Annotated in this window: 19 protein-coding genes and 1 rRNA gene; 5 read left to right on the plus strand and 15 right to left on the minus strand. The window is 61.7% G+C overall.

Going from position 1 to position 25,347, the window contains the following annotated elements:
* Position 1 precedes the first annotated feature (1 nt).
* Both BLO97_RS17110 and BLO97_RS17115 read right to left on the minus strand, forming a co-directional pair.
* Entirely contained in the window at positions 2-862 is an 861-nt protein-coding gene (locus BLO97_RS17110; RefSeq protein WP_092146237.1) for a MurR/RpiR family transcriptional regulator, read from the minus strand.
* A gap of 27 nt (positions 863-889) precedes the next feature.
* Positions 890-2,239: a GntT/GntP/DsdX family permease gene (locus BLO97_RS17115; protein ID WP_092346982.1), complete on the minus strand. Its 1,350-nt coding sequence runs from the start codon at positions 2,237-2,239 to the stop codon at positions 890-892.
* Positions 2,240-2,573: 334 nt separating this feature from the next.
* Here BLO97_RS17115 and BLO97_RS17120 point away from each other — a divergent pair, with 334 nt between their 5' ends.
* Positions 2,574-4,019 (plus strand): SulP family inorganic anion transporter, encoded by a 1,446-nt coding sequence (locus BLO97_RS17120; protein ID WP_063323059.1) that lies wholly within the window; start codon positions 2,574-2,576, stop codon positions 4,017-4,019.
* An 82-nt stretch (positions 4,020-4,101) separates the two neighbouring features.
* On the opposite strand, the gene BLO97_RS17125 is transcribed toward BLO97_RS17120, so the two are convergent.
* The 3 genes from BLO97_RS17125 to BLO97_RS17135 all read right to left on the minus strand — a co-directional run bounded on the left by BLO97_RS17125 (position 4,102) and on the right by BLO97_RS17135 (position 6,793).
* On the minus strand, positions 4,102-4,995 hold the full coding sequence (locus BLO97_RS17125; protein WP_092346985.1) for an NAD-dependent epimerase/dehydratase family protein: 894 nt from the start codon (positions 4,993-4,995) through the stop codon (positions 4,102-4,104).
* Positions 4,996-5,097: 102 nt separating this feature from the next.
* Positions 5,098-6,009 (minus strand): LysR family transcriptional regulator, encoded by a 912-nt coding sequence (locus BLO97_RS17130; RefSeq protein ID WP_063323061.1) that lies wholly within the window; start codon positions 6,007-6,009, stop codon positions 5,098-5,100.
* 193 nt (positions 6,010-6,202) lie between these two features.
* On the minus strand, positions 6,203-6,793 hold the full coding sequence (locus BLO97_RS17135; protein WP_092346988.1) for an NADPH:quinone oxidoreductase MdaB: 591 nt from the start codon (positions 6,791-6,793) through the stop codon (positions 6,203-6,205).
* Positions 6,794-6,992: 199 nt separating this feature from the next.
* Here BLO97_RS17135 and BLO97_RS17140 point away from each other — a divergent pair, with 199 nt between their 5' ends.
* Positions 6,993-7,307, plus strand: coding sequence for a putative quinol monooxygenase (locus BLO97_RS17140; protein ID WP_092346991.1), 315 nt, complete (start codon positions 6,993-6,995; stop codon positions 7,305-7,307).
* Here BLO97_RS17140 and BLO97_RS17145 read toward each other — a convergent pair.
* Positions 7,297-8,061, minus strand: a complete 765-nt coding sequence (locus BLO97_RS17145) for a sulfite exporter TauE/SafE family protein (RefSeq protein WP_092224431.1) — start codon at positions 8,059-8,061, stop codon at positions 7,297-7,299. The genes BLO97_RS17140 and BLO97_RS17145 overlap by 11 nt on opposite strands.
* A 144-nt stretch (positions 8,062-8,205) precedes the next feature.
* On the opposite strand from BLO97_RS17145, the gene BLO97_RS17150 reads away from it, so the two are divergent.
* Both BLO97_RS17150 and BLO97_RS17155 read left to right on the plus strand, forming a co-directional pair.
* On the plus strand, positions 8,206-9,087 hold the full coding sequence (locus BLO97_RS17150; RefSeq protein WP_063323065.1) for a LysR substrate-binding domain-containing protein: 882 nt from the start codon (positions 8,206-8,208) through the stop codon (positions 9,085-9,087).
* Positions 9,088-9,184: 97 nt separating this feature from the next.
* The gene (locus BLO97_RS17155; RefSeq protein WP_024781087.1) at positions 9,185-9,529 is read left to right on the plus strand and encodes a cupin domain-containing protein; all 345 of its coding nucleotides are present in this window, start codon (positions 9,185-9,187) and stop codon (positions 9,527-9,529) included.
* A gap of 133 nt (positions 9,530-9,662) precedes the next feature.
* Here BLO97_RS17155 and mmsB read toward each other — a convergent pair whose 3' ends face one another.
* Positions 9,663-10,550 carry a 3-hydroxyisobutyrate dehydrogenase gene (gene mmsB, locus BLO97_RS17160; protein ID WP_092146243.1) on the minus strand — a complete coding sequence of 296 codons (888 nt, stop codon included), beginning with the start codon at positions 10,548-10,550 and terminating at the stop codon, positions 9,663-9,665.
* Between the two features lie 10 nt (positions 10,551-10,560).
* Positions 10,561-12,087, minus strand: coding sequence for a CoA-acylating methylmalonate-semialdehyde dehydrogenase (locus tag BLO97_RS17165; protein WP_092346995.1), 1,527 nt, complete (start codon positions 12,085-12,087; stop codon positions 10,561-10,563).
* A gap of 139 nt (positions 12,088-12,226) precedes the next feature.
* Here BLO97_RS17165 and BLO97_RS17170 point away from each other — a divergent pair, with 139 nt between their 5' ends.
* Complete coding sequence (locus BLO97_RS17170; protein ID WP_092346998.1) at positions 12,227-13,174, plus strand: LysR family transcriptional regulator; 948 nt, start codon at positions 12,227-12,229, stop codon at positions 13,172-13,174.
* Here BLO97_RS17170 and BLO97_RS17175 read toward each other — a convergent pair.
* The 7 genes from BLO97_RS17175 to rrf all read right to left on the minus strand — a co-directional run bounded on the left by BLO97_RS17175 (position 13,171) and on the right by rrf (position 25,159).
* On the minus strand, positions 13,171-13,614 hold the full coding sequence (locus BLO97_RS17175; protein WP_219737879.1) for an outer membrane lipoprotein YfiB: 444 nt from the start codon (positions 13,612-13,614) through the stop codon (positions 13,171-13,173). The genes BLO97_RS17170 and BLO97_RS17175 overlap by 4 nt on opposite strands.
* A 60-nt stretch (positions 13,615-13,674) precedes the next feature.
* Complete coding sequence (locus BLO97_RS17180) at positions 13,675-14,943, minus strand: diguanylate cyclase DgcN/YfiN (RefSeq protein WP_092146249.1); 1,269 nt, start codon at positions 14,941-14,943, stop codon at positions 13,675-13,677.
* A complete protein-coding gene (locus BLO97_RS17185) occupies positions 14,940-15,515 on the minus strand; it encodes a regulatory sequestration protein YfiR (RefSeq protein WP_092347001.1) in 576 nt (191 codons plus the stop codon). The genes BLO97_RS17180 and BLO97_RS17185 overlap by 4 nt, the downstream gene beginning before the upstream one ends.
* Before the next feature lie 139 nt (positions 15,516-15,654).
* The gene (recD, locus tag BLO97_RS17190; protein WP_092146253.1) at positions 15,655-17,751 is read right to left on the minus strand and encodes an exodeoxyribonuclease V subunit alpha; all 2,097 of its coding nucleotides are present in this window, start codon (positions 17,749-17,751) and stop codon (positions 15,655-15,657) included.
* Positions 17,748-21,437 carry an exodeoxyribonuclease V subunit beta gene (gene recB / locus BLO97_RS17195; RefSeq protein WP_092347004.1) on the minus strand — a complete coding sequence of 1,230 codons (3,690 nt, stop codon included), beginning with the start codon at positions 21,435-21,437 and terminating at the stop codon, positions 17,748-17,750. The genes recD and recB overlap by 4 nt, the downstream gene beginning before the upstream one ends.
* Complete coding sequence (recC, locus tag BLO97_RS17200; protein ID WP_092347007.1) at positions 21,434-24,886, minus strand: exodeoxyribonuclease V subunit gamma; 3,453 nt, start codon at positions 24,884-24,886, stop codon at positions 21,434-21,436. Before recC ends, recB begins: the two co-directional genes overlap by 4 nt.
* A gap of 157 nt (positions 24,887-25,043) precedes the next feature.
* Positions 25,044-25,159 (minus strand): 5S ribosomal RNA (gene rrf, locus BLO97_RS17205).
* Between the last annotated feature and the right edge of the window lie 188 nt (positions 25,160-25,347).

Genomic DNA, 25,347 nt, shown 5'->3' on the forward strand with positions numbered 1-25,347 from the left:
GTCAGTCTCCCAACGGCAAGTGATCATCGCCGCCGCGGTAATCGTCCAGGGCGAGCTTGACCCGCCGCAGGCGCTCTTGATTGTCTTCAGGGTGAGCCAACGCCAGCTCGGTGGCGAGCACGTCGATGGCCAGCAGCATGCCGTAGCGCGCCGCCGTGGGTTTGTAGATGAACGAGGTCTCGGCGCCTTGCAGGGGCAGTACCACATCGGCCAGTCGGGCGAGGGGCGAGTCGGCTCGGGTGATGGCCAGGATCGGCGCGCCGTAACTGCGGGCCAGCTCCACCGCACCGAGCAATTCCGGGGTGATACCGGTGAGCGAGCAGGCGATGACCAGGTGTTCTGCACTCAACGAAGTGGCGGTGATGCGCATCATCACCGGATCGCGGCAGGCGGCAATCGGGTATCCGAAACGCACTAGCCGTACCTGCAACTCTTCACCGCACAACGCCGACCAGCCACCGAGACCGAATGCATGAACCATCCGCGCCTTGCCGATCATCCGCACGGCATCGCTGAACCGTGATTCTTCGAACGCCGACAGATGCTGACGCAGGGTCGCCTCGATGTCGCCGACGATCTGTCCATAAAACGCCGACTGCTCAGGCGCTCCGGCCGGGTCGAGAAAGCGGCTGCCGACACCGCTGGCCTGGGCCAGTTGCAAGCGCAGGTCGCGAAGATCGCGGCAACCGACGGTGCGGGCGAAGCGCGACAGTGTGGCGCTGCTGACTTCGGCGCGCAGGGCCAGTTCATCCAGGCTGGCGGAAGCGGCAAATCCTACGTCGTCGAGCATCAGCCGGGCGATTCTGCCTTCGCCGGCGCTGAAGGAATCCTGGCGGGAGCGGATCTGGTAAAGGATGTCCATGGCGCCTCCTGTGGAGTTACGGTGCGCTCAGAGCAAGCGCGAAAGACCGAGGGTCAGGCCGAACGCGACCACGGAAATCAGCGTTTCGAGCACGGTCCAGGTCTTGAAGGTTTGGGCAACGGTCATATTGAAGTATTCCTTGATCAGCCAGAAGCCGCCGTCGTTGACGTGGGAAAAGATAACCGACCCCGCTCCGGTGGCCAGCACCAGCAATTCGGGATGGGGATAACCCAGGCCGATCGCCACGGGCGCGACGATGCCTGAGGCCGTGGTCATCGCCACAGTGGCCGAGCCAGTGGCGACGCGCATCAGGGCAGCGAACAACCAGCCCATGACCAATGGCGACAACTGGAATTCCTGGGCCAGGCCGACAATCTGCTGGGTGACCCCGGCGTCCACCAGGATCCGGTTCAAACCACCGCCAGCACCCACCAATAAGGTGATGCTGGCCGTCGGTGCCAGGCATTCGTTGGTGAACTTGAGGATCGACTCGCGGTTGAAACCCTGGGCCAGGCCGAGGGTCCAGAAGCTCAGGACGGTCGCCAGCAACAAGGCGATCACCGAGTTGCCGATGAACAGCAAAAACTGGTTGAAACCGCTTCCCGGCGTGGAGATCAGGTTGGCCCAGCCGCCGATCAGCATCAGGATCACTGGCAGCAGGACAGTCCCCAGGGTCACGCCGAAACCCGGCAGGTTCGCGCGGGGCTCGCGGTCGAGAAATTGCCGCTCCAACGGGTTTTCAGCCGGCAGCTGGATGCGTGGCACGATGAATTTGGCGTACAGGGGACCGGCGATGATCGCGGTGGGGATGCCAATCAGGATCGCGTACAACAACGTCTGCCCCACCGAGGCCTGGAACGCCTGCACCGCCAGCATCGCCGCCGGGTGCGGAGGGACAAGTGCGTGGACCACCGAAAGCCCGGCGACCATCGGCAACCCCACCATCAGGATCGACAAGCCCACGCGCCGTGCGATGGTGAACGCGATGGGCACCAGCAACACGAACCCGACCTCGAAGAACAACGGCAGCCCGACCAGGAAGGCAATGCACACCATCGCCCAGTGGGCGTTGCGCTCGCCGAAGCGTTCAATCAGCGTCTGCGCCATCCGCTCGGCCCCGCCGGACTCGGCCATCATCTTGCCGAGCATCGTGCCCAGTGCCACCACCAGCGCGATGTGCCCCAGCGTCTTGCCGACACCCGCCTCGTACGCCCCCACCACACCCGAGGGCGGCATCCCGGCCAGCAGTGCCAGGCCAATGGACACCAGGGTAATCACAATGAACGGATTGAGCCGATAACGGGCGATCAGCACGATCAGCGCAATGATCGCGATGGCCGCGTAGACCAATAGCCAATAACCGAAAGCAGGGGCCATGCGTTACTCCTCGAATGGGGTCACGTCGATGTGTTGTGAAACTCATAAATCATTTCGACGGAGAATCTTCAAACCCACTGAAAGTAATTTTCGTACACAGACAAGAAATGTCGCTGAGGGACATCGCGACACGGCACTGATGAAAATTCAGCGCAAGACTTTCATTGCCTTTGTGGCGAGGGAGCTTGCTCCCGCTGGGCTGCGCAGCAGCCCCAACTTCATCAACACAATGACCAACGGCTGGCCGCCCCGCCCTCAATTCCGTACCATCCGCAGCTGTTTTTGCATCACGCCCCGGTAGCCGATGCTCAACCGGGGCCCAGTCAGGTAAATCATGAAACCAGCACGTCTTCGCGCCGACGCCCTCGCCGGCCTCACCACGTCTTTCGCCTTGCTTCCCGAATGCATCGCCTTCGCCCTGGTAGCCCACCTCAATCCGCTGATGGGGCTCTACGGCGCGTTCATCATCTGCACGCTGACCGCCCTGTTCGGCGGACGGCCAGGCATGGTGTCGGGCGCGGCGGGTTCGATGGCGGTGGTGATCATCGCGCTGGTGGTGCAACACGGCGTGCAATACCTGTTGGCCACCGTGCTGTTGGGCGGGCTGATCATGATGGCCTTCGGGCTGTTGCGGCTGGGCAAACTGGTGCGCATGGTCCCGCACCCGGTGATGCTCGGCTTCGTCAACGGCCTGGCGATTGTCATTGCGCTGGCCCAACTGGAGCATTTCAAGCAGGGTGAAACCTGGCTCAGCGGCGATCCGCTGTATCTGATGGCCGGCCTGGTGGCGCTGACCATGGCCATTGTCTACCTGCTACCACGCCTGACCCGCAGCGTGCCGCCGGCCCTGGTGGCGATCCTCGGTGTCGGCCTGGCGGTCTACCTGCTCGGCCTGCCCACCCGAACGCTGGGCGACATGGCCCATATCGCCGGCAGCTTGCCTGCCTTCGCCTGGCCCGATCTTCCCTGGAACCTGGAGACCCTGCAGATCGTCGTGCCCTACGCGGTGATCATGGCGATGGTCGGTTTGCTGGAAACCCTGCTGACCCTGAACCTCACCGACGAAATCACCCAGAGCCGCGGTTATCCGGACCGTGAATGCGTGGCGCTGGGCGCCGCCAACATCGCCTCCGGGCTGTTCGGCGGCATGGGCGGCTGCGCCATGATCGGCCAGACGGTAATCAACCTCAGCTCGGGTGGACGCGGACGGCTATCGGGCGTGGTGGCCGGGGTGATGGTGTTGCTGTTCGTGTTGTTCCTGTCGCCGTTGATCGAGCGCATCCCGCTGGCTGCGCTGGTGGGCGTGATGTTCGTAGTTGCGCAGCAGACCTTCGCCTGGGCCTCGCTGCGGGTGATCAACAAGGTGCCGAAGAATGATGTGTTGGTGATCATCGCGGTGACCGTCATCACGGTATTCACCGACCTGGCCGTGGCTGTGCTCTGCGGGATCATCATCGCGGCGCTCAACTTCGCCTGGCAACAGGCGCGGGAGCTGTACGCCGACACGCATCAGGAAGCCGACGGCAGCAAACTCTATCGCTTGCACGGCACGCTGTTCTTCGCCTCGACGACACCGTTTCTCAACCAGTTCGACCCGGCCAACGACCCGGCCCTGGTGACCCTCGATTGCCGCCACTTGCGCTTCGTCGACTACTCGGCCGTCGCCGCACTCAAGACCTTGCGCGAGCGCTACAGCAAAGCCGGCAAGCACTTGCGTGTGTTCCACCTGTCCGAGCGTTGCAAGCAAATGCTCAAGCGCGCGGGCGTGCAGCACGACTGAAGCAACACGCAACAAAAACCTGTGGGAGCGAGCCTGCTTGCTCCCACAAGGGGGCTTATTCTGCTGGCACTACCGGCGTCACTCACACCATCTCATCAAGAACCCACTCCACCACCGACGTTCGCTTCGGCGTCCAACCCAGCAGCTCATGGGCGTTCTTGCCCCGCACCCGGCTGTTGGAACCCAGGCCATAGTTGGCCATTTCGTAGCCCCACTCGGCTTCGGCATCGGCCAACGGCCAGTCCTGCGGTTCGCCCAGGTTCAGCGCTCGGGCCATGGCGGTGGTCATGTCGATGAACGAAGCTTCGCCGCTTTCGACGAAGTAGAACGTGCCTGGCTGGTTGCGGGTCAGGGCCAGTTTGTACAACTCGACCACGTCTTCGATGTGCACGTTGGACCAGATGTTCTGCCCAGGCCCGACATGCCGCACCACCCCGCTTTTACGGGCCTGCTTGAGCAGCCGTGGCAACTGCACGCTGTCACGCTTGACCCCCAGGCTGTGGCCGTAGATCAAGGTGTTGCAGATCACCGCCGAGTTCACGCCGTGTTTCGCCGCGTCCAGGACCAGATTATCGATAGCGACACGGGCGGCCTTGTCGGCGGTGGGGGGCGGCAGGTTGTCTTCGTAGAAGATGGCCTCGCTGGAACGACCGCCCGAAGCATCGCCGACGATGCTCGAACCGCTGGTGTGCAGCAACACTTTGTTCGACCCCTTGAGTCCTTCGATCAAGGCCTCTACCGCACCGCGATGATCGCTGCTGGCGGCATTGATCACCGCGTCGGCGGCACGTGCCTGTTCGCTGAGCAGCGCGCTGTCTTCGAGGGTGCCGATGACCGGCTTGATACCCAGTGCAGTCAGCTCGCTCGCCTGTTCGGCGCTGCGCACCAGACCGGTGACGTGATGCCCGGCGCGGGCCAGGCCGGTGGCGATGGAGCCGCCGATGAAACCGGCAGCGCCAGTGACGAATACGTTCATGAAAGAACTCCTTGGCAGATCAGTGATGGGACGAGTATCGGGGACCGATCCTTGGCGAAACAGTCCACATTGCCCAAATCACTCTTGCCTTGAAGTCACGAATCAGCCCTTGAATTCCCGCGAGGCGTAGTCGGCGAGCTTGCCCTGGATGAAGTCCAGGAAGCACTGGATCCGCAAGGCCAGTTGCGAGTTGCGGTAGTACACGGCATTGATCGGCTGGCGATACCCGCTGTTGGCATCGGCCAGCAGCACCTTCAGCCGACCGGCCTGGATGTCTTCGCGGGTCATGAAGTCTGACAGGCAGGCGATGCCCTGCCCTTGCAGCGCCAGGTGCCGCACAGTCTCGCCGCTGGACGCGCTGATGGCTGGCTGGATCGGCCAACGATCACCGTGTACGTGACGCAGCGGCCACTGGTTGAGGCCCTCGTTCTGGGCAAACCCCAGCAGCGCGTGACCGGCCAGCTCGGCGACGCTTGACGGCGTGCCGTGCTGCTTCAGATAAGCGGGGCTGGCCAGGATGTGCAACGGGCTACAGCCCAGGGCGCGGGCATGAAGGGTCGAGTCCGTGAGGGTGCCTATGCGGATGGCGATGTCGGTGCTTTGCTCCAGCAAATCGATGATCAGGTCGTTGCTGTTGAGTTCTAGCTGGATGTCCGGGTAGAGCCGGCGGAATTCTTCGATGTGCGGGACGATGGCGTGCAGCATGAACGGCGACGCAGCGTTGATCCGTAAGCGCCCTGCAGGATTTTTCTGACGGGACGACAAACGCTCCTCCAACTGATCCATCTGATCGAGGATGCCCTTGGCCTGTTCGAAGAAGTACTTGCCCTCCTCGGTCAGGTCCATGCGTCGGGTGGTGCGGTTGATCAGCGTGGTGTCGAGCTTTGCCTCCAGCCGCGACAACGTGCGGCTGACCGCCGACGGCGTCTGCCCGACCTGCTCGGCGGCGGCAGAGATCGATCCGCATTCGATCACGCAGACGAAAATCTGCAATTCGTCGGATCTGGCTTTCACGGGTGTCCTCTCATGGGATGCAACTCAATGTGACAGGCTTTTGTGGCGAGGGAGCTTGCTCCCGCTCGGCTGCGCAGCGGCCGCCTTCTTGAAGAGGCGCTCCGCACCTCAGCGGGAGCAAGCTCCCTCGCCACATAAGATGCCTTGCCACAGATGCATCATCGTCTTCAGGTAGGTCCCGATACTAGCCGGATTACCGCGAAAGGCCGAACACCTCGCGCAAATGCTGCTCATACCGCGCGACATCGGCCTCGACGTTCGGACGTTTCATCACGTCCACGCACAGGAAGGTCGGCAGGCCGGTCATGCCCAGGAACTGGTTGGCTTTGTGGAATGGAAAGTACACCGCGTCCACGCCCGTGGCTTCGAAGAAATCAGTCGGATCGTCGAAGGCTTGCTGCGGGGCATTCCAGGTCAAGGACAACATGTATTGCTTGCCTTGCAACAGGCCACCGCTGCCGTATTTCTGCGACGCATCGGAACGGGTCCGGCCGTCGCTGGCGTAGAGGCTGCCGTGGCCTTCTGTGAAGACTTCGTCGATGTATTTCTTGACGGTCCACGGCGCGCCCATCCACCAACCCGGCATCTGGTAAACGATCACGTCGGCCCAAAGGAACTTGGCGACTTCCTCCTCGATGTCGTAGCCGCCGTCGATGAAGGTGGTTTTCACATCAAGACCGCCACGGTCCAACACACTGACCGCCGTGTCGTGGAGGGTGGCGTTGTAGCGACCGTCGGAATGAGCGAATTGTTTGCCGCCGTTGAGCAACAGGACTTTTTTCATGGAGAGCCTCATCGGGTTCCACGGCACGGGCCACTGCATGGCCGCCGGATGGAACGGTTGAAAACGATGGCGGCAGCGTACCGATGAGCCTCGCGCGGAATAAGCACCGGCACGGCAAAACTGATTTGACCAAAACGCACGAATCAACAGCCGATTATTGCCATAGGATTCAGCCGACTTTCATTTCAGGAGGCACCTGATGAGCGAATTGCACGGTTTCATCCTTCACGCCAAGACCCGTCCGGAAAAAGCCGAGGCCTTCGAAGCGCTGTTTCGCGCCTATGTCGAGCCAAGCCGCGCCGAGCCCGGCTGCATCGGATATCACATGTTGCGGGACCAGCAAGACCCGACGCTGTTTATCTTCTATGAGATCTGGGCCTCCCAGGCGCACCTGGATGTGCACTCGAACCTGCCACACATGAAGCAGTTCTTCGAGCAGCGCATGGATTACCTGGAGCGCGACTTCGAAATCCGCCGCATCGACATGCTGAGTACGTCCTCGGCTAGCCGTTGATCATCAAGTGGCCGCCGAGCGCGCCGAGGCCAATGAAAAATACCCGTTTGAACAACACGGCGCTGATCCGCTGACGCAACCATTGCCCCAGCCACATCCCCAGCAGCGCCGGTGCCAACGCCAGCAACGAAGCGCTCAATTCGCCCCCGCCCAGTGCGCCGCGCCACACCAGGCCGGCGGCCAGGGCCAGGGTAGAAACGGTGAAAGACAGGCCCAGGGCTTGCACCAGTTCATCCTTGCTCAAGCCCAACGCTTGCAGATAGGGCACCGCCGGAATGACGAACACACCGGTGGCGGACGTGATGAGGCCGGTCAGCAACCCACAAAGCGGGGCGATCCACGGCTCGACATGGGCGCCGACCCGCAGCGTTGGCAGCAACAGCCCGCTCAGCGCATACAGCACCAGCGCCCCACCCAAGGCCCGCACCACCCAGGCCCCACCCGTCATACCGAGCCACAGCGTACCAAGCCCGGTGCCGATGAAAATCGTCAACAGTAGCGGCCACAGGCGGCGGAGCAGGGCTTGCAGATGACCACCAAATGCCAATTGCCAGAAATTGGTCAGGGTCGCCGGGATGATGAGCAGCGCCGCAGCCTGCGTCGGAGCCATAGCCAGCCCAAGCAAGCCCATGGCGATGGTCGGCAGGCCGAGGCCGATCACGCCCTTGATGGTGCCGGCCAGTAGGAAGGTGCCGATGACCAGCAGGGAAAGGGCCAGACCGAGATTTTGATAGAAAGCGATGAGTGTGTTCATAGGGGTATCGTGCGCCCCGGAACATGGCTTGGAAATCTGCCATATACTGAGGGTGCCTCTCTTTCCGCAAGAGGCTGTGAATTCGCTGATGCTCGCGATGACGATAAACCAGGCGCCACAGCACTTGAGACAGGATCCCCGCCCATGCACTTCGACCTCACCGACCTGCGTCTCTACCTGAACATCCTCGACACCGGCAACATCACCGCCGGTGCGGCTCGCAGCCATTTGTCCCTGGCCGCGGCCAGTGCGCGGGTCCGGGCCATGGAAGCGTCCCTGGGCATCGACCTGCTTGAGCGCGGACGGCGTGGGGTAACGCCCACTCCCGCAGGCAAAGCCCTGGCCGAGCACGCCCGAATCCTGCTGCAACAGGCCGAACGCCTGCAACAGGACCTGGCCGAATACGCCAAAGGCATCAAAGGCCGGGTGCGGCTGCTGTGCAACACCAGCGCCATGACCGAATACCTGCCCGAGCTGCTGGCCGATTTTCTCCAGGCCCATCCCAACCTCGACATTGACCTGCAGGAATTGCCCAGCTCACGGATCACCCATGCGCTGCGCCAAGGCGCGGCAGACCTCGGTATCGTTTCCGACGCAGTGGACACCGAGGGTCTTCAAACCTGGCCTTTTCGCGACGATCCGCTGGTATTGATCCTACCGACCGGACACCCTCTGGCTGACGGTCGCGCCGTACGTTTCAGCGAAACCCTCAGCCACGATTATGTCGGCCTGAACGCCTCCAGTGCCCTGGCGATTCACCTGGAAGAGCAGGCCCTGCACATCGGCTCACGTATGCAAGTCCGCATTCGCGCCGATGGTTTCGACGGGCTGATTCGTATGGTGGCCCATGGTGCAGGCATTGCCATCGTGCCGAAGGCTGCCATCGACCGGCGCCCACCCGAGCCATCGTATCAATGCATCCCGCTGCAAGAAGCCTGGGCGCACCGGGCGTTGCTGCTGTGCGCCCGCAACTTCGACGGTTTGCCGGCCTACGCCACGGCCCTGGCTCGGCATCTGGCCGATTGATGCGCGCTTCTGGATAGCCCGATGTCGACCACAGACATCTACCCGCTCATGCCGCACGTTAGGGTGCCTGTTCTCTTCCGCCCCTTTCGGAGCTCACATGACCGCACCCATCACCGTCCTGCGCGACACCCATCCGCTGCCCGTACTCGATGCCTGCAAATGGGAAAAACTCGAAGGCGACCCGCACACCGTCAACCTCAACGCCTACACCAGCGAAGACGGCAGCAAGATCATGGGCACCTGGATCTGCACACCCGGCAAATGGTATGTGGAATACGTGAAGTGGGAGTACTGCCATTTCCAGGAAGGCTACTGCATCATCACCCCAGAGGGCATGGAGCCGATCCATCTGCGCGCTGGTGACATCTTCGTCATCGAGCCGGGCATGAAAGGCACGTGGGAAGTGGTCGAGACCGTGCGCAAATATTTCGTCTTTGCCTGAAACAAAAAACCGAGAGACCACCTGTGGCGAGGGAGCTTGCTCCCGCTCGGCTGCGCAGCAGCCGCGTTTCAAGAGGTGCTGCGCACCTCAGCGGGAGCAAGCTCCCTCGCCACAAAAGCTTTGAAACCAGCCCCTACTGCGGCTTGCGATAGCTATTAACAATCGCCGAAAAATCCTTGCCGCCCTCGCCCCGCTGGCTCATCGCCTGATACAACTGCTGCGCCACCGCCCCCAGCACCACCGGCTGATGGACCTGCCGCGCCGCTTCGGTCGCCAGGCCAAGGTCCTTGAGCATCAGGTCGGCGCCAAAGCCACCCGTATAGCCACGGGACGCCGGTGCCGTGTCGATCACGCCCGGCCACGGATTGTAAGTGTCCGAACTCCAGCAACGCCCCGTTGAACTGTTGATGATGCCGGCCAACACCTGGGTGTCGATCCCCAAGGCATCGCCCAGCGCCATGGCTTCGCTGACGCCCACCATGGAAATCCCCAGCAGCAGGTTGTTGCAGATCTTGGCAATCTGCCCGGTGCCGACTTCGCCACAGTGCACGATGTTACGGCCCATTTGCGCCAGCACCGGTTGCAAGGTGGCGAACAACTCGGCCGAGGCACCGACCATGAAAGTCAACGTACCCGCCGCCGCACCACCGGTACCACCCGAGACCGGCGCATCGGCCATCGCCACCCCTTGTTTCGCCGCGGCAGCCGCCACGTCGCGGGCGGTTTGTGGATCGATGGTGCTGCAATCCACCGCTGGCGTGCCGGCAGCGATACCAGCCAGCACGCCGTCTTCACCCAGCCAGACACTGCGCACATGGGCGGCGGCCGGCAGCATGGTGATCACCAGAGCAGCGCCCTGGGCCGCGTCGCGAGGCGAGGCACTGATCGTGCCGCCCAATGCCGCCAGTTCAGCCAGCACCGTCTGGTTCAGGTCGAACAGGTTCAGCGAATGGCCAGCCTTGAGCAGGTTGCGCGCCATGGGGGCGCCCATGTTGCCCAGGCCGATAAATGCGATGTTCATGTCCGGCTCCTTAACGCAAATTGATGGTGGTGTTCACACCGTCATTGACGCTGTCATCATCGAACCAGCGCGCGGTCACGGTCTTGGTCTGAGTGTAGAACTGCACCACTTGTTTGCCGTACGGGCCGAGGTCGCCGAGTTTCGAACCACGGGAACCGGTGAAGCTGAAGAACGGCACCGGCACCGGGATCGGGATGTTGATGCCCACCTGGCCGACGTCGATTTCGCTCTGGAATTTGCGTGCCGCCGAGCCGCTCTGGGTGAACAGGCCGGTGCCATTGCCGAATGGGTTGGCGTTGACCAGGGCAATCGCCTGATCCAGGGTGTCGACTTCCAGCACCACCAGCACCGGGCCGAAGATTTCCTCGGTGTAGATGCGCATCTCGGTGGTCACGCCGGAAAACAGGGTCGGGCCGACAAAATTGCCCTGCTCGAAACCCGGCACGCTGATCCCACGCCCATCGAGCTCCAGCTTCGCCCCTTGCTGCACGCCACTCTCGATCAATTCGAGGATCCGTGCCTTGGCGCGCTTGGAAATCACCGGGCCGACGTCAGTGCCCGGCTCGCTGCCGGCATTGACCTTGAGTTTCTGTGCCAGGGCCTTGAGCTCTGGCAACCACTGCTTGGCCGCGCCCACCAGCACCACCACGGAAGTGGCCATGCAACGCTGGCCCGCCGCGCCGAAACCGGCGCCGACCAAGGCGTTGAGGGCCTGCTCACGATTGGCATCGGGCAATACCACCGCGTGGTTCTTGGCGCCCATCATCGACTGCACGCGCTTGCCGTGGCGACCCGCCAGGTCATACACGTGGGTGCCGACCGCCGTCGAACCGACGAAGGAAACCGCCTTGATGTCCTTGTGGGTGCAGAGCGCATCCACCACATCCTTGCCGCCGTGCACCACGTTGAGCACACCCGCCGGGACGCCGGCCTCGATGGCCAGTTCCACCAACAGCATGGTCGACAGCGGATCCTGTTCCGATGGCTTGAGCACAAAGGTGTTGCCGCAGGCGATGGCCATCGGGAACATCCACAGCGGAATCATCGCCGGGAAGTTGAACGGTGTAATACCCGCACACACCCCGATCGGCTGGCGCAGCGTGTAGGTGTCCACGCCTCCGGCGACGTTCTCGGCGAACTCGCCCATCTGCAGGGTGCCGATGGAACAGGCGTGCTCGACCACTTCCAGGCCGCGGAAAATATCACCCTCGGCGTCAGCGATGGTCTTGCCCTGTTCGGCGCTGAGCACCGCGGCGATGCGCTTTGAATGCTCGCGGATCAACGCCTGGAGCTTGAGCATGATGCGCATCCGCGCGCCGATGGGGGTCAGTTTCCAGGTCTGGAAAGCACGCTGGGCAGCGGCGATGGCAGCATCGACTTCCGAGGCCGTGGCGAACGGAACCTTTGCCAACACTTGCTGGGTGGCTGGGTTGACGATGTCGTGCCATTCGCTGGATTGGGATTCGACCCACTCGCCATCGATCAGCAGTCTGACGGTTTGCAGGGTGGTGTCGCTGGGCGTAAGGGAAACGTTCATGCTGGCCTCCGGGATTGTTCTTATAGAGAGCGCTGCTTCAGCAAAGACCAAGGTGCATGAGCACGCATGGTGATGAGACTGTTTTTGGAGTATAGATGTGCAAACTTCTAATAAGAACGCACATAAAAACCGGTCCATCATGCAAAAAAACATCACCTCCCTGGGGTCGCTGAATTGGGACGACCTCAAGTTCTTCCTCGAAGTGGCCCGCACCCGCAAGGCCAGCACGGCCGCCAAGCGCCTGGCCGTCGACTACACCACGGTGTCGCGACGCATCAGCTCGCTGGAAGCCTCGTTGGGCACGCTGCTGTTCGAGAAATCCCGGACCAACGGTTTTGTCCTGACGGCCGAAGGCCAGCGCCTGCTGGGTTACGCCGAATCGATCGAAAGCACCCTGCACATGGCCTGCGAACAGGTCTCAGGCTCTGGCGTCGCACTGTCCGGCCACGTGCGCATGGGCTGCACCGAAGGCTTCGGCAGCTTCTTCATCACCCCGCAACTGAGCCACTTCGTCGACGCCTACCCGGCCATTTCGGTAGACATCCTCCCGCTGCCACACTTCATCAGTCTCTCCAAGCGCGAAGCCGACATCGTCATCGCCCTCGAACGCCCCGAACACGGCCCTTATGTATGCTGCAAACTGTGCGACTACCGACTGCAGCTCTACGCCACCCAGTCCTACCTGGACAACCACCCACCCATCCAGCGCCCGGCAGACCTGGGCAAGCACTCGTTCATCAGCTACGTGGATGACCTGGCGTTCAGCTCCGAATTGCTCTACCTGGCCAACGTCCTGCCCGGCGCCAACGCCCACCTGCGCAGCACCAGCGTGATTGCGCAATTCGTGGCAGCGCAGCAAGGCCGCTCACTGGCAATCCTGCCCTGCTTCCTCGCCGCCCAGGACCCACGGCTATTGCCGGTGCTGCCGGAGGACATCACCGTCACCCGGCAATTCTGGATGTACTGCCGGGAGGACTTGAGGAAGCTGAAGAGGATTACGTTGTTGTGGGATTACATTCGCGAGGTGACTGAATTGAATCAGCCACTGCTGATGGGCGACAGCCGGGAGATGGTGTTCGCCGACTAGTCGGCGATGACCACGATGGCGACACGGCGGTTTTCGGTGCGGCCGCTGGCGGTGTCGTTGGAGGCGACCGGTTTGCTGCTGCCCAGGCCGCGCAGTTGGACGTTCTCTTCGCGCATGCCAACGCTTGTCAGCACCTTGCCCACGCTGGCGGCCCGGCGCATCGACAGTTGTTCGTTGTAGGCCTGGGAACCCGATGCGTCGGTATGACCATCGACACGTACCCGCTCGATGCCCGCCTCCAGCAACGCCTTGCCGATGCGCTCGACGATTTCGGTACTGGCCGGGTTGAGGTTTTCCACATCGCTGCCGAACAACACCTTACCCGACAAACCAAAGGCCCAGCCATCTTCGGTCAATTCGAAGCCTTGGTGCTTGAGTACGGCAATTTGCGCCGGGGTCAGACCTTTCGGCGGAGCCGTCTGGCAACCGCTCAGCGCCATGACGAGCAAGAAAAGCGCCGCGAACCAGCGCAGGGAAAATTGAGGATATGAACGCACGAGTCAGCTCCTGGTTTGAAGATCAGCGACGGAGTGATCCGACCCCGCCGTATGTTGACCGCCTCGGGCAAGGCGTTTGGCTTGGTACATCGCCGCATCGGCGGCGTGGAGTAGGGTGCCCGGTGTGGCACCATCATCGGGGTAAACGGCAATGCCGATACTGAGGGACGTCAGCACGGAAGCATTGCCGGGCAACTGAATCGGCATTTCCATGCTGGCGATGATTTTTTCAGCGATCCGTTCGGCGTCCTCGGCCTTGTGCAGGGGTGCCAGCAGCACGGCGAATTCATCACCTCCCAGGCGCGCGACCAAGTCGTCTTCACGCAACTGTGCCCGGACCCGGGTCGCCACGGCCGTCAGCACCGCGTCACCGGCAGCGTGGCCGAAATTGTCGTTGATGCCCTTGAATCGATCGCTGTCCAGGTACAACACGGCCACTTGCTCGTTGAGCTTGCTGGCGTTGCGCAAGGCGCGGATCAGTCGGCCCTCGAAAAACGCCCGGTTCGGCAAGCCGGTCAAGCTGTCGTGGCTGGCCTGGTGTGCCAGAGTTTCGTTTTCGCTTTGCAGGTGAGTCTGCCAGGACTCCAGTTCGTCGAGCAGTGCATTGAAGTCATTGGCCAGATTATCCAGTTCGGCGATGGCGGCCGGCGGCACGCGCCGATCCAGGGCCCGCTCGCTGCGTGCCGCGTGGGCCACTTCGGCCAGGCTGCGCAATGGTCCGGTGATCGCCCGCAACTGACGTCGCGCCAGATAAAGCGCCACCCAGGCACTCACCGCCGTGCACAAAATGATCCCCGCCAGACCGCTGAGCAAAAAGCGCAACAAGCTGCCGCCATGCCCTGCCAATAGAATGCTGCCGATGTTCCGCCCTTGGTGAACGATCGGCAGACTGATGGGCTTTTCCAAAAACGCCTTGGCAATGTGCACTTCCAGCCCCGACAACAGGCCGGTTTCCGGTCGCTGCCAGCGCGCCAACAGGCGGCCATGTTTATTGAACACCTGAGCATCGGCGACTTCCTCGGTGGAAGCGATCAAGGCCAGTGCTTCGGTGGCCGCAGCCGAGTCATCGAACACCACGGCGGCTTCCACGGTGTAGTTGATCGAACGGGCGATCAGATGCAGGTTGTGATCGGCGTAGACCCGCAAGGCAAGCACACCCAGCAACGTCAGGGAAACGCTGGCCATGGTGATCGCCACCAACGCGACAATCAGGTGGCCGCGCCCGATGACCGAGCCCAGGGTGGGACGGATCCGCGATTTGGTCAGGCTCATGGTACTGCCGGCCTGCGACGGGAAAGCTGCAGAACGCTCGGATGGATACGCACGCCACTGCGCGCGACCGAGTCGAGGTTGACCTCGAACGATACCTGCTCATCACCGACCCGCAGACAGAACAGGCTCCCCACGGTGCACTGGTCGCCGCCTTCGCTGATGCTCAACACGGGCTTGCCGATCAGGGAATCAAACAGGCGGGTGCGCTCGTCGCTGGTCAGCCTGCCGATGTAGACGGCGTTGCAATCCGTAGCGATGTTGGGGTGATCGGCCAGCAATCGCTGTACGGTCACCGGTCGACCGGTGGCCTGGGTGGTGCCTTTGACCAGATCGTCGGTGTATTGAGTCGGGCCGACGATGCACAGTTGCAACTGCGCAGGCTCCACTGGCCAGCGTGCGTAGCTGAGAATGCCCAAGACGACTTGGGTGACCGATTCGGCCCGCTGTTCAGCCCGGCTCGTGGAGGGCGGGACTTCGGCAAGTACCATAGGCGACAGCAACCACAGAAGACCGGCAAGCAGATAATGCCTCCAGTCCTTGCTGCGCACCGCCTCCCGAACCGCCACTTTCATGGAAAATCTCTTAGCCATACGATAAGTGTCGGAACGATAGCACAGTGCCAAAAAGCCAGCGAGCCGGCGCCCTACGGACATATCTGACAGAAAACAGTCAAAATCGTGACTCCGGCATCGAATCACGAAATCTGATCATTCAGTCATCACCCTCCAACTCCAACATGAGCCCGCTCAAACGCTTGACCTTGCGCCGCACCGCCTCCTCGAACACCCCCGCTCGTGGCTCAATCAGGCTGAACCATTGCTTGCCCCGGGTAATGGCGGTGTACACCAACTCCTTGGTCAATACCGGGTTCAGCGCATCCGGGAGGATCAACGCGGTATGGGTGAATTCCGAGCCCTGGGATTTATGCACCGTCATGGCATACACGGTTTCCACATCATTCAGGCGGCTGGGCAGGACGAAACGCACACCGCCCCGGCCGTCGTTGCGCGGGAAAGCAACCCGCAGAACCTGTTTGCCGGCATCGGGGCCATCACGCTCGGGCAGCTTGAGGGCGATACCGATATCGCCGTTCATCAGCCCCAGCCCATAGTCGTTGCGGGTCATCAGCACCGGGCGCCCTTCGTACCACTGGTGATCGCTATCGATAAGGCGGGCCTTGAGCAAGGCGGCGGTGATTCGCAAGTTCAGTCCTTCGACACCCCACGGACCTTTGCGCACCGCGCAAAGCAATTGGAATTCGTCGAAGGCCGCCAGGACTTCCCGGGCCCAATCGGCCCAGCAACGGTCTTCCAGCGGGCGAGAAATGCTCGGGCGTCGCTGCCTTAGCAGGCTCAGGTAATGTCGATAACCCTGGGGGCCATCTGGCTTGCCGTCGAGTAACAGCTTTTCCAATTTTGTATCGTGTTCACTCGCCAATTTCAGGGACGACAGATCGGCATGCTGCCCTTGCTCCAGCAACTGACGGGCTTTTTCAGGCTGCTGCTGGTTGACCCAGCGAGCCAGTTGACCGATCCCGCTGCCTTCGCCGAAGCGCCGGGAATGCCGAAGCATGACCACTTGCTGTGCCAGCGGATGAGTGCCGTCGAGGTCCTGTTGCAGGTCACTGGCCGCCAGGCTTTCACCACTGACCGATTCAAGCCAGGCTCGGGTCCGGGGGCTGTACCACCCCTCCTCGGCGTCTCGACACAAATCCCCCAGCACCGCACCGGCTTCTACAGAGGCCAACTGGTCCTTGTCCCCCAACAACACCAACCGTGCATGGACCGGCAGTGCATCCAGCAGATTGGCCATCATCTCCAGGTCAATCATCGACGCTTCATCGACCACCAGCACATCCAGTGGCAAGCGATTGCCTGCATGGTGGCGAAAATGCCGGGTGCCGGGGCGGCTGCCCAACAAACGATGGACTGTCGTGACGTCGCAGGGAATCCGTTCGCGCACAGCCTCGTCCACATCCAGGGTCCGGACCTGCTGGCTGATGGATTCGGTCAGGCGCGCCGCCGCCTTGCCAGTGGGCGCGGCCAGGCGAATCCGCAGCGGCTTCCCGGCCTCGACGGCCGGTGCCTGGAGCAGGGCCAGCAGGCGTACAACGGTCGTGGTCTTGCCGGTGCCCGGGCCGCCGGTCACGATGCTGAAGGCCCCGCGGGTCGCCAGCGCGCAGGCCAGTTTCTGCCAATCGATCGGGCCGCTGGGGTTGGCCGGCCCGAACAACCCGTCCAAACGCTCGCGCAGGTCGCCGGGCGCCGCTTCATGCTCGATAAGCCGTTGACGCAACGCTTCATCGATCCGCCGTTCGTAACCCCAGTAGCGGCGCAGATAAAGACGCTTGCCAGAGAGCACCAACGGACGTTGCTGCGCCTCTTCGCTCCCATCCACGGCCAGGGCCACCAGACGACTGGACGCCAGGGCCTTGCACCAATGGACGCCATCCAGCGTCGCCAATATTTGCGATGGCAACAGCATCGCGCCCGTCTGCAGGTCACCCTCGGGAGGCAGCGACAGCGCAAAATCCGGTTCCTTGAGGGTCTCGAACACATCCAGGCAAACATGCCCGTGCCCCAGTTGATGGCTGGTCAACGCAGCAGCGAGCAGGACCAAAGGATCATCGTCGGGCGCCAGCTCATGGAGGAACGCCACGAATGCCTTGTCCAGGGCGCGCAACCAGCCGCGCTCGACCCAGCGCGTCAGTAACAACAGCAGGTCCTGCGCACGGCTCAAGGGCGCCAACTCCACCAGGCTTTCGTCGTCGGAGGACTTGGGCAGCAGGTCGGCAAAAGAACGACTCATAGCAACTCTCCCTGTACCCACGCCGGTTCAGCCTTGGGTTCGCTCGCCCCCTGGAACAGGCGATCCAGTTGTTCGATCAATGCCCGTGGCGGCTTGGTGAAATACACACCCTGACTGGCTGAGCGGGTTCCGCGAAGGAACAGGTACAACGCGCCGCCGACATGCCGGTCGTAGTCGTAATCGGGGAGCCGTGCCTTGAGCTGGCGATGCAGGGCCAACAGGTACAGCACGTATTGCAGGTCGTAGCGATGGTCCAGGATCGACTGTTCCATGGCCGGTACGGTGTAGGCCATGTCATCGACACCCAGCCAGTTGGATTTGTAATCGGCCACGTAGTACCGACCGTCGTGCTCGAACGTCAAATCGATGAAGCCCTTGAACATGCCGTTAAGCAGCACCGGCTCCGCCGCGACGCGGGCCACACCGCCATGGGTGAACCGGCAAACCAGCTGGTCGAGCTTTTGCACATCGACCTTGTGGCTGGCGAACCAGAACTCCATCTCCACCTGGAATCGGCTCAAGTGTTCGAGCACCACTGGCGCCTGGTCGTTTCCGACGTGCATGGGCATCTTGATCAGGTGCCGCAGCCAATCGCTCAACGTGGTGATCCAGCCTTTCCAGCCTCGGCGATTGCAGCGTCGGGCAATGGCATCCTCGATATCCGCTGGTGCCGATGAAAAACCCTCCCCAGCGGCCCACTCCAGCAGGCCATGGAGGAAAGTGCCGGGGTTGGGGCCACGGGGAAAGCGGTGGATGTCGCCACCGACAGCAAGGGTCTCCCTGGGAGCGTCCGGGTCCAATCGTTCATCGTCGAACAGTTTCTGGGCCTGGGGACTCTCTGGCGCGGTATCGCTGCCTTCGCTCAGGCTTTCGCTGATGCGCAAGGCACTGTAGGACGCGATCCACCAGTTCTCGCTGGCTTTTCGCAAGGGCACCAAGGGTTCAAGCAACACGGCTTCGTTGCGCGGGGGCCGGTAGTGCTCGTCGGTGGCCTCGGGCATTGGCTGGTAGCTCACCGCGTCACTGCCTTGTTGCAGGTCTTCCAGCCAACGCCTCAATTCCACCGACTCGGCCAGCGGTGCACCACCGCCCAATAGATACCCCAGCGCGGACACATGGAGGATCGAACGATTGTTGCTGCCCCGCTTGAGATCCGCGACACCTAGCCAGCAGGCATGTTGTGCACGGGTCAGTGCCACGTAGAGAAGCCGCAGGTCCTCGGCCAGACGCTCGTCATCGGCCTTGGCGATCAATTCGGCAGTGGGCTTGAGGCTGATCTGCGCCTTGTTGGCCTCATCGTGGTAGTGCAACGGCAATCGACTGCCATCCACCGGTTTCGTCGAGCAGATGAAGGGCAAGAAGACCAACGGATATTCGAGGCCCTTGGACTTGTGGATCGTGACCACCTTGACCAGTTGCTCATCGCTTTCCAGTCGCAGGATCTGCTCTTCCCCCACTTGCCCGGACAAGGCCAGGTGCTCGGACAAATGCCGGATCAAGGCTTGTTCACCATCCAATTCACCGGCGGCCTGTTGCAACAGTTCGCAAAGGTGCAACAAGTTGGTCAGCACCCGCTCGCCATCGCTGCGCGCCATCAAGGCCTGGGGCAGTTCGAAATCATGCAGCAGGCGCCGCAACATCGGCAGAACGCCCTGGCTGCGCCAGACCGTACGATAACCGCGGAACTGCATGACCCGGGCTTCCCAGGCCAGCTCATCCTGATTGAGACGCTCCAGCTCCGTCAGCGACAGGTTCAACGTGATGCTGGCCAGGGCCGCCCGTAGCGGTCGCTCGGCATCCGGCTCGGCACAGGCCCTGAGCCAGATCAGCAAATCCCGCGCTTCCTGCGAGGCAAAGACCGAATCCTTGTCGGACAGATACACACTGCGCACGCCCCGCGCGGACAACGCGTCTCGCACCGCCTGCGCTTCTTTACCATCGCGCACCAGGATGGCGATATCTGCCGGGCGCACGCCTCGCAGCGCTTTTCCATCGACCGTGAAGCCGTCGCGTCCCGACTGGCCGCCGTTGAGCAACGCCGTGATCTCACTGGCGCAGGCGGCCGCCATGGATTGTCGATACACCGCACCGGAAAGTGGCTGGTCCGACGACAGGTGCCAGATGTTCAGCGCCGCGACCGCCTGCCCAACGACCTGCAAGGACTCCTTGCGCCCCTGGGACTCAACGGACAGGAACGGCACCGGGTTCTCGCCCGAAGGTTCGCGGAACAGAAAGGCGCCACGGCCCTTCGGGCGGGACTCGGCATTCTGGAAAATATGATTTACCGCACCCACCATGGCATGGCTGGAACGGAAATTCGTGCCCAGCGTGTGCAGCCTGCCAGCAGTGGCTTCGCGAGCGCGCAGGTAGGTATAGATGTCGGCACCGCGAAAAGCGTAGATCGCCTGCTTCGGATCGCCGATCAGGAAAAGTCCGGTCCCAGGGTCGTTGTCTTCGATACGGTAGATGCTTTCGAAGATGCGGTATTGAACCGGGTCGGTGTCCTGGAACTCATCGATCAGCGCCACCGGAAACTGTTCGCGGATCAGGCTCGCCAGACGCTCGCCGCCGTCGGCCTGCAGGGCCGCATCGAGACGCAGCAGCATGTCATCGAAGCCCATCTCGGCGCGGCGACGTTTCTCTGCCTCGAAGCGCGTCCCGACCCATTGCGCGGCATGCTGCAACACGGCGGCATCTGGCGTGGGCAACGCATCCAGGCTGGCCTTGAGACTGGCCATGGCGTCCAGCCCGGGATGGTTGGGCACTTCACCTTTCCAGGCTTCGGCCATGCCCTCGGGCGTCAACCGCGTGAATCCGGTGCCGATGTCCAACAGCTCAAGGCTTTCGTCATCGACCCAGGCAGTAATTTTCTGAAACCATGGCTCGAAGTAACGCGCCTGCATCTTGCGCCCGTCGACAGACTTGCTGGCAACGCCTTGCTGGCAGATCTCCAACAGTTCCACCGCCCATTGCCGCCACGGCGCCTTGAGATCGAGCAAGGCGGCACTGCGCTCCTGCAAGGCCGCGGCGATGAGTTCAGCAGGCTCAAGCCCGTCGCCGTCGCCATGCTCGCTGGAAAACAGACCTCGCACCCGCGGCAACAGCGCAGCAGGCCCTCCCCAATGGGTACGCACCCAGTTCAGCGCCTCGCCTTGCATCGAATAGCAGAACAACCGCCAATAATCGCGCAGAACCTCGCCCAGCAATTCGCTGTGGTCGGTTTCCAGGGTCTGGGTGAACAGGCTGCCGCTGTCGAAGGCATGCTCACGCAACATGCGCTGGGACCAACTGTGGATGGTCGAGACGGCCGCTTCGTCCATCCACTGCGCAGCAATGTCCAGCCCGTTCGCGCAGCCAGGCCATTGCTCAGCGTTGAACTCATCGCGCAACGCGGCGATCAGCGAATCCGGGGCGGGAATTTCGTCACGGAAGAAACGCGCCGCTTCGGCCAGACGGGTGCGAATTCGTTCACGCAACTCTTTGGTGGCAGCGTCCGTGAAGGTCACCACCAGGATTTGCGGTGGAAGCAACTCGCGGCCAAAGCCGGACGCCGGACCGCCATGCCCCAGCACCAGACGCAGGTACAGCGCCGAGATGGTGAAGGTCTTGCCGGTGCCGGCGCTGGCCTCGATCAGTTGGCTGCCACGTAGCGGAAAAGCCAGGGCCAATGGGGTCTGTCGACTCATGAACGGGCTTCCTCGCCGACCAATGAACGCCATGGGGCTTCGAGCAACGGCCGATAAAGCGCATCGCACCAATCGGGGAATGTTTCGTCAGCCATCAAGGCATCGAAATCAGGAAACTGTCGAGCCAATGCCGGACTTTCCCGCCGCTCGCCTTCAAACGTCTGCCCATCGCCCTCATAGGCTTTGCGAGCCGCCGCTTCGGCCTTGACCGGATCAGTCTGGCCGAGCCATGCGAAAGCCGTCTTCACCGCGATCGGTAGCGGCTGGCGCATACCGGTCTGCCAGGCCTGCAGCATGTCGCCCAGTAGCCTTTGTGCGACAGGCTCCTCAAAAGGCGCCAGCAGCAAGCTGTCATCACTGGCTACCAATGCCGTCGTCAACGACAGGCCATTAGCGCAGGCCACGAGATGGTTGACCCAAGGCCGTATCAGGCGATGCCACTTACGGGTCTTGGTGGAACCGATGCTGTTGGGTATGGCCGTGATGGCGAGGACCGCACCGTCGGAACGCTGATGCAAACCACTGAGCCACCCTTCGACATTCACTCCCAGCAATTGCAGGCTGACTGGCACAGCGCTGACCGACGGTGTCGGCCATAACGCCAGAAGCTGTTGGTATCGCTGGAGCAGATCCGGCAGGGGTTCGATCAATTCACGCTGCATGCATTCACCGAAACCGGCCATGGGTAACAGGCCGCTGTTCTGCAGTCTTTTGGCGTGAGCGGTGAGGGCAAGATCCGGCTGGTCCAGGCGTACCAGGGCGGCCTCGAGCAAGCTGTCACTCAAGCTGTAGCGTTGCAGCGCATCAAGCACGAAAGGTTCGTCATCGGCCAAAGGCGCTTCGATGGCCTCGAAGAACACTTTCAACCGCTGACTGAAGAAATGGCGGACAGGATTGCGCAGGAAGTCCTGCAACTGCCCAAGGCCCAAGGGCTCCTCCTGGACATAGGGTTCCAGCACCTGGTTCTTGTCGGTGTGATCGCAAACGCCATGGAGCATCCGCCATTCGCTGGCGTAACTGAACAGCTCGTCACCTTCATGGAAATAACGTGCACTGAACGGTTGCAACGGATGCTCCTGGGTCAGGGCATCGAGAAGAGGCTTGCTGTCATCTGCCAACCGCCAGCCACTGGCGAGATGATCGCGCAGTTGGCCGATCAACACCGATGCCGGGCGCTCGCTGTTGTCGCGAATACTGCGACCCACCCAACTGATATACAGCTTTTCCCGGGCAGAAAGCAGCGCTTCCAACAGCAGGTAACGGTCGTCCTCACGGCGGGAACGATCGCCCGGACGATAATCGCCCCCCATCAGGTCGAAGTCCAAAGGCGGCTGGGCTCTCGGGTAATCACCATCATTCATTCCCAGCAGGCACACCAGCTTGAAGGGAATCGCGCGCATCGGCATCAAGGTACAGAAGTTGACTGCGCCGGCCAGGAAACGCTGGGACAGTCGCCCCTGATCCAGTCCGGCCAACCACGCCTCTCGTACCACCGTCAGCGGCAATTCATCGTGCAGCCCCACCGACTCACAGGTTTCCAGCCAGGTTTCACGCAAGTCTTCGAGTTGGGCCAGCAAATAGTCGTCATGCTCGTTGCTTGCCTGGAAAAACAGCTGCATCAGATCTTGCAGGCGTGAACCCCATTGCTGCGGCGATGCCGGCCGGGTAAGTTCCTGATGGGCGACTTCCAGGGCATCCAGCAATGCAACCAAGGGACCGATCAACGCCGCGTCCAGGCCACCGATCTCGTCATAGGGCTCAATGCCCTCATACGCATTCGAACTGCCGACGGCATACCCCAGCAACATGCGACGCAAGCCGAAATGCCAGCTGTTCTGCTCAAGCTCGGCAGGCAGGCCCAACCCGGCACGGTGTTCGGCGCTCATCCCCCAGCGAATCCCGGCGCCTTCGATCCAGCGGTGCAGTGTCGGCAGGTCGGCCTCATCAATGCCAAACCGTTCGCGCAACGCCGGGACATCCAACAGATCGAGGATTTCGCTGACCGGAAAGCGACTGTCCGGCAGCTTGAGCAAATGCTCGACGGCGATCAGCAATGGATCACGTCCACGCTGGCCCTGGTCGGTCAGCGTGAAGGGAATGAACCGCGGGTCGCTCCTGTCGAGCTGGCCGAACACTGCGCGAATGTGTGGTGCATAACTGTCAATGTCCGGGACCATGACGATGATATCCCTTGGGCGCAAGGTCGGATCCGCACTGAAGTAGGCCAGCAATTGGTCGTGAAGAATTTCGACTTCACGCTGGGCGCCGTGGGCCACATGAAAACGGATCGAGCCGTCTCGCTCCGTATCGACGATAGGCCAGTGTTCCCGGGTTTCATTCAGGGGGCGCAGCTCCAGGATGTCATCCTGCAACTGACTGAGAAGGGTTGTAGGGGTTCCATCGGTGAACAGGTCAATTCGCCCATCACGAAACACCGAGCGATAGCTGTTGGGGTCATCGTAGCTGTCGAGCAGGTTGATATAGTCGCGCCCTTGCTTGCCCCAGGCAGCCAATAACGGATGGGCATGTTGATGCAGGGTTTGCGGATCGAGGACGACGGGCATGCCAGCCTTGCGTGCCTGGCGCTTGTATTGATGACGCAGCAAGTCCTTGTCGGCGACGATGTCCGCCCAATGATGGCGACACGGGTTATGCACGCAGAGCAGAACCTGGCTGAACCGGGAAAGACCGGCGAGCGCCTCCAGGACCTGGGCAGGCAACGAAGAAATACCAAACACGATGACCCGTGCGGGCAGGCCTTTCGGAGCGGCTTCCAGGCTATTGATACGTTCGATGTAGCGCTGATGAACGCCAGCACGGCTTTGCGCCATGCCTTGTTCCCCCACATCCAGCAACAAGGCTCGCCACAGTTCCGCTTGCCAGCAATTCGCCGGCGCGAGCGACTTGATTTCGCCTCGGACATTTCTGGTCTGGTGTCGACCTTCCGCCCAATCCTCAAGCCAGTCGGCCCGGTAGACCTGGTACTGGTCGAACAGATCGGCAAGACGCTCGGACAGTTGATAGCGCTTGCGCAAGTCGGTGTCGTGGGTAAGGAATCGTCGCAGAGGTTCGAAATGAGGCTGCTCGATCAACTGCGGCAGCAGGCGCATCAGGCGCCAGGTCAGCGGAGCCTTGTCCAATAGGGACTTGGCCGGAATTTCGTCGCGTCCAAGGACTGTTCGATAAAGTTGCCACATGAAACTGCCCGGCAGTTGCACATCAATGGCAGCCGCAATACCGCAGCCACCGGAATCATCGTTTTCCGGGTCTTCAGCCAGTGCGAGCTTGAGCCATTGGGCAATGCCGTTGCTCTGTACCAGGGCGATTTCATTTTCAAGGGGGGCCAGCGGATAGCGCCGCATCAAGCTGATCACGAGGCTGCGCAATTCATCAAGGCGATTCCCGTGAACCACCATGAAAGCTGGGCTGAGGGACGTTGCGTCCGGCATGAAAGGCATTCCTTGAAAATGCAAAAGCTAGGGGCAGAACCTTAGCACTGTCGGGGGGTTGTGACAGCCGGGAGCAGTCCGCGCTTGTCGTAAGAACTTTCTTGCGGGCAAAACAAAACCCCTACCTGCATCAGCAGATAGGGGTTTCGGAATTTAATCTTGACGATGACCTACTCTCACATGGGGAAACCCCACACTACCATCGGCGATGCATCGTTTCACTTCTGAGTTCGGGATGGGATCAGGTGGTTCCAATGCTCTATGGTCGTCAAGAAATTCGGTAGCCAGCGCGTGCCTTGCGGTCACGTTCCAGCGAATGGGTATGCGATAGTTTGTGTGTTGCTGTCGAGTCTCTCGAACTTTCGGTTCGTTTCGTCTTCACACACCGCAATCTGGTCTCTTTCGCCTTTGGCTTGGAGCATACAAATTGCTTGGGTGTTATATGGTCAAGCCTCACGGGC

It is taken from the genome of Pseudomonas sp. NFACC05-1, from assembly GCF_900100135.1.
GTDB classification, from domain to species: Bacteria; Pseudomonadota; Gammaproteobacteria; order Pseudomonadales; family Pseudomonadaceae; genus Aquipseudomonas; species Aquipseudomonas fluorescens_Q.